Consider the following 7,610-nt stretch of genomic DNA (forward strand, 5'->3'; position numbering starts at 1 on the left):
AAGGGGTCCGGGGCCCTCCCTCGTCCCTGGCCGGCCGCGCGCGGAGGTCGCGGTCAGTGGCCGTAGAAGAGGCGCTCGAACACGGCCCGGGCCTTGCGGGTGGTGCGCAGGTAGTCCTCCTCGAGCCGCCCGGCGCACCCGGGCTCGTACCCGCACCAGCGGGCCACGGCCTCGAGGTCGGCACGCTTCGAGGGCAGGGCGTCGGAGCGGCGTCCGGTGCGCAGGACGTTGCCGTTGCGCACGGCTGTGGCCAGCCGCCACGCGGCGGACAGGGCCATGGCGTCCTCGGCGCTCACGAGAGCCGCCTCCTCCGCCGCGTGCAGGGCCCGCAGGGTGCTCGTGGTCCGCAGCCCCTGGACCCGGTGCCCGTGCTGGAGCTGCAGCGTCTGGACGAGCCACTCGACGTCCGAGAGCCCGCCCCGCCCGAGCTTCAGGTGCCGGGACGGGTCCGCGCCCCGCGGCAGCCGCTCGTTCTCCACGCGGGCCTTCATCCGCCGGATCTCCAGCAGCTGGCGCTCCGTGAACTCCTCCGGGTAGCGGCGCGGGTCGATGACCCGCCGGAACGTGTCGGCGAGCTCGTCGCTGCCGGCCACGGGCAGCGCCCGGGTGAGCGCCTGGAACTCCCAGGTCTGCGCCCACCGGGCGTAGTACTCGGCGTAGGACTCGACGGAGCGCACCATCGGCCCCTGCTTCCCCTCGGGGCGCAGGTCGTTGTCGATCTCCAGCACGCGCTCCGCCACGATGGGCGGCGAGCAGGGCGCCTTGAGCAGCTGCACCATCCGCTGCAGCAGGGTCTCGGCCTGCTCCCGGGCCGCCGCGGGGTCCGCGTCCCCCACCGGGGCGTAGACGTACATGACGTCGGCGTCGGAGCCGTAGCCGATCTCCCGCCCGCCCTGGCGGCCCATCGCGACGACGAGGACGTCGGCGAGCCGGCCGGCCCGGTCGTAGACCTCCCGCTCGGCCACGTGCAGGGCCCCCAGGATGCACACCCGGTCGATGTCGGACAGCGCCTCCACGACCTGCTCGACGTCGAGCAGCCCGGAAGTGTCCGCGAGCGCCACCCGCAGCTCCTCGCGGCGGCGGACGAGCCGGATCATCCGCACGGCCTCCCCCGGATCGGGGTGACGGGCCATCTGCGCGCGGATCTCGCTCCACAGCGTCTCGAAGGACACGGGGCAGAGCTCGTCGTCCTGGCCGAGCCAGGCGGCCGCCTCCGGGGAGTTCTCCAGCAGGTCGGTGACGTACCGGGAGCTGGAGAGGATCTGGCACAGCCGTTCCGCGGCGGCGTTCGAGTCCCGGAGCAGGCGCAGGAACCAGGGGGTGGTCCCCAGGGACTCGGAGAGCCGCCGGAAGCCCAGGAGCCCGGCATCGGCGTCGACCCCGTCGGCCAGCCAGCCCAGGAGCACGGGCAGCAGTGTGCGCAGGATCTCGGCCCGCCGGCTGACACCGCGGGTGAGCGCCTCGATGTGGCGCACGGCGGCCTTCGGGTCCCGGTAGCCGAGCGCGGCGAGCCGGTCCCGCACCGACTCGGCCGAGAGCCGGGTGTCCGTCTCGGGCAGGTGGGCCAGCGCGGCCAGCAGCGGCCGGTAGAAGATCCGCTCGTGCATCCCCCGGACACTGCGCTTGACCCTGCGCCACTCCTCGAGCAGGGACTCCCCGGAGGGGCGGGCGGTGTCCGCGGCGCCGCGCACCGACCGGGCGATGACCGTGAGCTCCCGCTCTCCCTGCGGCATGAGGTGGGTGCGGCGCAGCCGGAACAGCTGGATGCGGTGCTCGAGCAGGCGCAGCCAGCGGTAGTGGGCGGAGAACTGCTCGCTGTCCCGGCGGCCGATGTAGCCGCCCTCGGAGAGCGCGGCCAGGGACTCGGTCGTGGCCTGCGTGCGGACCCGCTCGTCCGTGCGCCCGTGCACCAGCTGGAGGAGCTGCACCGTGAACTCGACGTCGCGCAGCCCGCCGGGACCCAGTTTGATCTGGCGCTCGCCCTCGGCGGCGGGGATGTTGTCGGTGACCCGCCGGCGCATGGCCTGCACGGACTCGACGAAGCCCTCGCGCCCGGAGCTGCGCCACACGAACGGCTCGATCGCCTTCCGGTACGCCGCCCCGAGTTCGGGGTCCCCGGCGACGGGCCGGGCCTTGAGCAGGGCCTGGAACTCCCAGGACTCGGCCCACCGCTCGTAGTAGCGCACGTACGAGTCCAGGGTGCGCACGAGCGGGCCGTCCTTGCCCTCGGGGCGGAGGTTGGCGTCCACCTCCCACAGCGGGGGCTCGGCGCCGCGGGCCATGAGCGCCCGGGCGGTGCCCGTGGCGAGGGCCGTGGCGATGACGGTGGCCTCGGCCCCGTCCAGGGGTTCCGCGTCGTCCGGGTCCTGCACGGCCATCACGTGGACGACGTCGACGTCGGAGATGTAGTTGAGCTCCCGGGCACCGCACTTGCCCATGCCGATCACGGCGAGCCGCACCCGGTCGACGATCTCGGGGGCCCAGGTGCCGGCCGCCTCCGCCCGGGACACCGCGAGCGCCCCCTCGAGGGCCGCGGCGGCGAGGTCGGCCAGCTGGCGGCCCACGGCGGGCATGTGGTCGGCGGGGTAGAGCGCCCCCACGTCCTGGATCGCAATGCGCGCCAGCTCCCGCCGGTAGGCCGTGCGCAGGGCGCTGCAGGCGACGTCACCGGTCTTCGCCGCCACCGGGGTCCGCGCGGCGGGATCCGCTCCGACCGACGTCAGCAGCGCGTCGCGGAAGTGCTCCCCGGGGATCTCCCCGGGCTCGGCGGCGGTGGGCTCCGCGAACAGGTCCAGGTGCTCGGGGCGCCGGAGCAGGAACTCCCCGAGCGCCTCGGAGGCGCCCAGGAGCCGGAACATGGTCTCGGAGGCCTCCGGGCCCGCGTTGATCCGCTCGGCGAGCTCCGGGGAGCCCTCGAGGAGCCGGACGGTGAGCTGCAGCGCGATGTCGGGTGACGCGGCCAGCGCCAGGCCCTCCAGCAGCCGGTCCAGGTCGACCCCGGCGAGCGCCGGGAAGGCGAGCCAGCGCTGGGCGTTGCCCGTGTCCGCGAAGCCGGCCTTGATCAGACGGCCGGACGCGACAGGGTCCGCGGGGGCCGCCGACTGGGGAGGATGTGTCATGGGACGGTCCGTCCGTGCTCAGAGGATGCCGAGGTTGTTCTTGAGCTCGAAATGCGTGACGACCCGGCGGTAGTCGTTCCAGTCGCGGCGCTTGTTCCGCAGGAAGTAGTCGTAGACCTGCTCCCCGAGCAGCTCGGCCATGAACTCCGACTCCTCGGTCTCCCGGATGGCGTCGTACAGGCTCGAGGGCAGCGGGTTGTGGCCGAGGGCCCGGCGCTCCGCGGAGCTCATCGCCGCGACGTCGTCCAGCTCCACGGGCGGGAGCTGGTACTCGTGCTCGATGCCCCGCAGACCCGCCGCCAGCAGCGCGGCGTAGGACAGGTACGGGTTCGTGGCGGAGTCGATGCCGCGGTACTCGATCCGCGCGGCCTGCACCTTGTCCGGCTTGGACAGCGGCACCCGCACGAGCGCGGAGCGGTTGTTGTGCCCCCAGGACTGGTAGGAGGGGGCCTCTCCCCCGCCCCAGAGCCGCTTGTAGGAGTTGACGAACTGGTTGGTCACCGAGGTGAACTCGGGGGCGTGCCGCAGGATGCCGGCGATGAAGTGCCCGGCCGTGCGGGAGAGGCGGAACTCGGATCCGGCCTCGAAGAAGGCGTTCGTGTCCCCCTCGAAGAGCGAGAAGTGGGTGTGCATGCCGGAGCCGGGGTGCTCCGTGAACGGCTTGGGCATGAAGGTGGCGTAGAGGCCCTGCGAGAGCGCGACCTCCTTGATCACCGTGCGGAACGTCATGATGTTGTCGGCCGTCTGCAGGGCGTCGGCATAGCGCAGGTCGATCTCGTTCTGCCCGGGACCCGCCTCGTGGTGGGAGAACTCGACGGAGATCCCGACGGCCTCCAGCATGTTGACGGCCTTGCGCCGGAAGTCCTGGACCACGCCGCCCGGCACGTGGTCGAAGTACCCTTCGTGGTCCACGGGCGTCGGCCGGCCCTCGGCGTCGAGGTCCGCGGACTTCAGCAGGTAGAACTCGATCTCCGGCGCGGTGTAGCAGGTGAAGCCCATGTCCGAGGCCTTCTCCAGGACGCGCTTGAGCACTCCGCGCGGGTCCGAGGAGGAGGGCTCGCCGTCCGGGGTGAGGATGTTGCAGAACATCCGCGCGGTGGGCTCGGTCTCGCTGCGCCACGGCAGGATCTGGAACGTGGAGGGGTCCGGCTGCAGGAGCATGTCCGCCTCGGAGACCCGTGACAGGCCCTCGATGGAGGAGCCGTCGAAGCCGAGTCCCTCCTCGAAGGCCGCCTCGACCTCGGCGGGGGCCAGGGCCACCGACTTGAGGCTCCCGACGACGTCCGTGAACCACATGCGCACGAAGCGGACGTCGCGCTCCTCGATGGTCCTGAGGACGAACTCCTGCTGACGGTCCATGGTTGTCTTCCTCGTCTTCCTGCCCGGGAGCGCTGTGCCGGCCGGGCACGCCTGCTGTCCCGCCCACTCTAACGCGCTGCCCCGCCGGGCCCGCCGGACGGGACGGGAGGGGGACGGCGCTGCCGATAGGGTGGGGCCATGACCCAGGAGACACCCCGCCCGGCACCGGGCGCGCTGGACGTGCGCCGGGTGCGCACGCACCACCTGCGCGAGGCCAAGCGCCGTGGCGAGAAGTTCACCATGCTCACGTGCTACGACGCCCTGACGGCGGCGATCTTCGACGCGGCCGGCGTCGACTCCCTGCTGGTGGGGGACTCGGCGGGCAACAACGTCCTGGGCCACGCCAGCACCCTGCCCGTCACCGTGGACGAGCTGCTGCCGATGTGCCGGGCCGTGTCCGGGTCCGTGGAGCGCGCCTTCGTGGTGGTGGACCTGCCCTTCGGCTCCTACGAGGCGTCCCCCGAGCAGGCGGTGGCCACCGCGGTGCGCTTCCTCAAGGAGGGCGGGGCGCACGCGGTGAAGCTCGAGGGCGGGGCGTGGTTCGCCCCGCACGTCCGGGCCATGGTCCAGGCCGGGGTGCCCGTCGTGGCGCACATCGGCTTCACCCCGCAGAGCGAGCACGCCCTGGGCGGGTACCGGGTGCAGGGCCGCGGAGACGCCGCACGAACCCTCGTGGAGGACGCCCGCGCCCTCGAGGCCGCCGGGGCGTTCTGCCTGGTGATGGAGATGGTGCCCGCCGAGGCCGCCGTGGCCGTGGACGCCGCCCTGGAGATCCCGACCGTGGGGATCGGGGCCGGGTCCGCGACCACGGGCCAGGTGCTCGTGTGGCAGGACATGCTCGGCCTGCGCCGGGGCCGGATGCCCCGCTTCGTCCGGCAGTACGCGGACCTCCACGGGGTGGTCTCCGACGCCGTGGGCCGCTACGTGGAGGACGTGCGCTCGGGGTCCTTCCCGGGCCCGGAGCACGGTTTCTGAACCACGCCCCTGCGCTGCCGCCCCTGACCGGCCGTCCGGGACGGTCAGCCCCGGGGTGCCGCGGCCGCTCAGCCCTCGTCGTAGGCGCGGTCCTCCTCGTCCCACCGCCGGGTGCGCTCCGCGGCGAGCTTCAGCGCGTTCTGCGCCTGCTCGCGCGTGGCGTACGGGCCGAGCAGCTTGCGGTAGTCCGACTGCGGGCCCTCCTCGACCTGGTGGGTGTAGACGTTGAACCAGAACTCGGCCATGACCTCTCCTCTCGGTGGCCGCCGGGCCCGGGTGACCGGACCGGCTCCGTGCCCGGCGCGCTAGGGTAGATCCTAGGCCCGGACCGGCCCGGACGGGGCCGGCCCACCCGATCCAGGAGGTCCAGACCCCCGTGCCCACGCACAACCTCACCGCTCCCGCCCCCGGCGGCACCGCCCCCGTCGGGGCCCTCGCCCCCGGCTCCGTGACCCCCGGCCGGCCCGTGCCGGCGGCGATCCCCCGCCCCGAGTACGTGGGCCGGGCGGAGCCGGACGAGGGCCGCGGCGGCAACGTCTACACCCCGGACGAGATCGAGCACATCCGCGAGGCGGGCCGGATCGCGGCGCGCGCCCTGCAGGAGGCCGGCCGGGCGGCCGTGCCCGGCACGACCACGGACGAGCTCGACCGGATCGCCCACGAGTACCTGTGCGACCACGGGGCCTACCCGTCCTGCCTGGGGTACCGGGGCTTCCCCAAGTCCATCTGCACGTCCCTCAACGAGGTGATCTGCCACGGCATCCCCGACTCCACGGTGCTGGAGGAGGGCGACATCATCAACCTGGACGTCACGGCCTACAAGAACGGCTTCCACGGCGACACCAACCGGATGTTCCTGGTGGGCGAGGTCGACGAGCAGTCCCGCCTGCTCGTCGAGCGCACCGAGGAGGCCCTGAACCGGGCGGTCAAGGCCGTCCGACCGGGCCGGGAGATCAACGTCATCGGCCGCGTCATCGAGAAGTACGCCCGGCGCTTCGGCTACGGCGTGGTGCGGGACTTCACGGGCCACGGGGTGGGCCGCGAGTTCCACTCCGGGCTCATCGTCCCCCACTACGACGCCGCCCCCTCCTACTCCACCCCCATGGTCCCGGGCATGGTCTTCACCATCGAGCCCATGCTGACCCTGGGCACGATCCAGTGGGAGCAGTGGGACGACGACTGGACCGTGACCACCCGCGACCGGCGGCGCAGCGCGCAGTTCGAGCACACCATGGCCGTCACCGAGGACGGGGTCGACGTCCTCACCCTGCCGTAGGCCCTGCCGTAGACTGCCCACTGATCGTCCGACCACGGCCCCACGAGAGGACCGCTCCATGACCACACCAGACCGCGACGTCGCCGCCGTCCCGCACCGCCGCGTCATCGGCATCGACTTCGGCGGCACGGGCACCAAGGGCGGGATCGTGGACCTCGACACCGGCGAGCTCGTCGGCGAGCGCTTCCGGATCCCCACGCCCCGGCCGGCGACCCCGGAGAAGGTCGCGGAGGTGGTGAAGCAGATCGTCGCGGAGCTGCAGTCCCGTCCCGAGGCTCCCGCCCCGGACTCGCCGGTGGGCATCGTCTTCCCGGCGATCATCAAGGAGGGCGTCGCCCTGTCCGCGGCGAACATCGACAAGTCCTGGATCGGCACGGATGTCGACGCCCTCATGACCGAGCGGCTCGGCCGGCCGGTCGAGGCACTCAACGACGCCGACGCCGCGGGCCTGGCCGAGGCCGTCTACGGTGCCGGCCGGGGCGTCAAGGGCCTGGTCATCGTCATCACCCTGGGCACCGGGATCGGCTCCGCCCTGATCCTCAACGGCAAGCTCATGCCCAACGCCGAACTGGGACACCTGGAGATCGACGGCCACGACGCCGAGACGAAGGCGTCCGCCGCCGCACGCGAGCGCGAGGACATGCCGTGGAAGAAGTGGGCGACCACCCGCCTGCAGCGCTACTTCAGCCACGTGGAGTTCCTGTTCTCGCCCAACCTCTTCGTGGTCGGCGGCGGGGTGTCGAAGAAGGCGGAGAAGTTCCTCCCCTTCATCGAGCTCCGCACGCCCGTGAAGGTCGCCGAGCTGCGCAACAACGCCGGCATCGTGGGCGCGGCCCTGTGGGCCGGCATCCCGCACGCGCCCGAGAGCTGAGCCCCGGCCG

The 7,610-nt window shown here is 72.9% G+C and carries 6 protein-coding genes; 3 read left to right on the forward strand and 3 right to left on the reverse strand.

Annotation, left to right across the window (positions count from 1 at the left end):
- Nucleotides 1-53: 53 nt before the first annotated feature.
- Nucleotides 54-3,119, reverse strand: a complete 3,066-nt coding sequence (locus tag ABD220_RS04545; RefSeq protein WP_344120206.1) for a bifunctional [glutamine synthetase] adenylyltransferase/[glutamine synthetase]-adenylyl-L-tyrosine phosphorylase — start codon at nucleotides 3,117-3,119, stop codon at nucleotides 54-56.
- 18 nt (nucleotides 3,120-3,137) lie between these two features.
- Entirely contained in the window at nucleotides 3,138-4,478 is a 1,341-nt protein-coding gene (gene glnA, locus ABD220_RS04550; RefSeq protein ID WP_344120208.1) for a type I glutamate--ammonia ligase, read from the reverse strand.
- 138 nt (nucleotides 4,479-4,616) lie between these two features.
- Here glnA and panB point away from each other — a divergent pair, with 138 nt between their 5' ends.
- Nucleotides 4,617-5,453, forward strand: coding sequence for a 3-methyl-2-oxobutanoate hydroxymethyltransferase (gene panB / locus ABD220_RS04555; protein ID WP_344120209.1), 837 nt, complete (start codon nucleotides 4,617-4,619; stop codon nucleotides 5,451-5,453).
- 68 nt (nucleotides 5,454-5,521) lie between these two features.
- On the opposite strand, the gene ABD220_RS04560 is transcribed toward panB, so the two are convergent.
- Complete coding sequence (locus tag ABD220_RS04560; RefSeq protein ID WP_344120210.1) at nucleotides 5,522-5,698, reverse strand: SPOR domain-containing protein; 177 nt, start codon at nucleotides 5,696-5,698, stop codon at nucleotides 5,522-5,524.
- Between the two features lie 131 nt (nucleotides 5,699-5,829).
- Here ABD220_RS04560 and map point away from each other — a divergent pair, with 131 nt between their 5' ends.
- Together map and ppgK are read left to right on the forward strand one after the other, a co-directional pair.
- Complete coding sequence (gene map / locus ABD220_RS04565; RefSeq protein WP_344120212.1) at nucleotides 5,830-6,729, forward strand: type I methionyl aminopeptidase; 900 nt, start codon at nucleotides 5,830-5,832, stop codon at nucleotides 6,727-6,729.
- A 58-nt stretch (nucleotides 6,730-6,787) separates the two neighbouring features.
- Complete coding sequence (gene ppgK / locus ABD220_RS04570) at nucleotides 6,788-7,600, forward strand: polyphosphate--glucose phosphotransferase (protein WP_344120214.1); 813 nt, start codon at nucleotides 6,788-6,790, stop codon at nucleotides 7,598-7,600.
- The last annotated feature ends 10 nt before the right edge of the window (nucleotides 7,601-7,610 follow it).

The sequence above is a fragment of the Kocuria aegyptia genome, assembly GCF_039530085.1.
Classification (GTDB): Bacteria; Actinomycetota; Actinomycetes; order Actinomycetales; family Micrococcaceae; genus Kocuria; species Kocuria aegyptia.

Bases quoted from the DNA above. Each gene is read 5' to 3' on its own strand.
- ABD220_RS04545 (WP_344120206.1), bottom strand. From the start codon at position 3,119: ATGACACATCCTCCCCAGTCGGCGGCCCCCGCGGACCCTGTCGCGTCC.
- glnA (WP_344120208.1), bottom strand. From the start codon at position 4,478: ATGGACCGTCAGCAGGAGTTCGTCCTCAGGACCATCGAGGAGCGCGAC.
- panB (WP_344120209.1), top strand. From the start codon at position 4,617: ATGACCCAGGAGACACCCCGCCCGGCACCGGGCGCGCTGGACGTGCGC.
- ABD220_RS04560 (WP_344120210.1), bottom strand. From the start codon at position 5,698: ATGGCCGAGTTCTGGTTCAACGTCTACACCCACCAGGTCGAGGAGGGC.
- ppgK (WP_344120214.1), top strand. From the start codon at position 6,788: ATGACCACACCAGACCGCGACGTCGCCGCCGTCCCGCACCGCCGCGTC.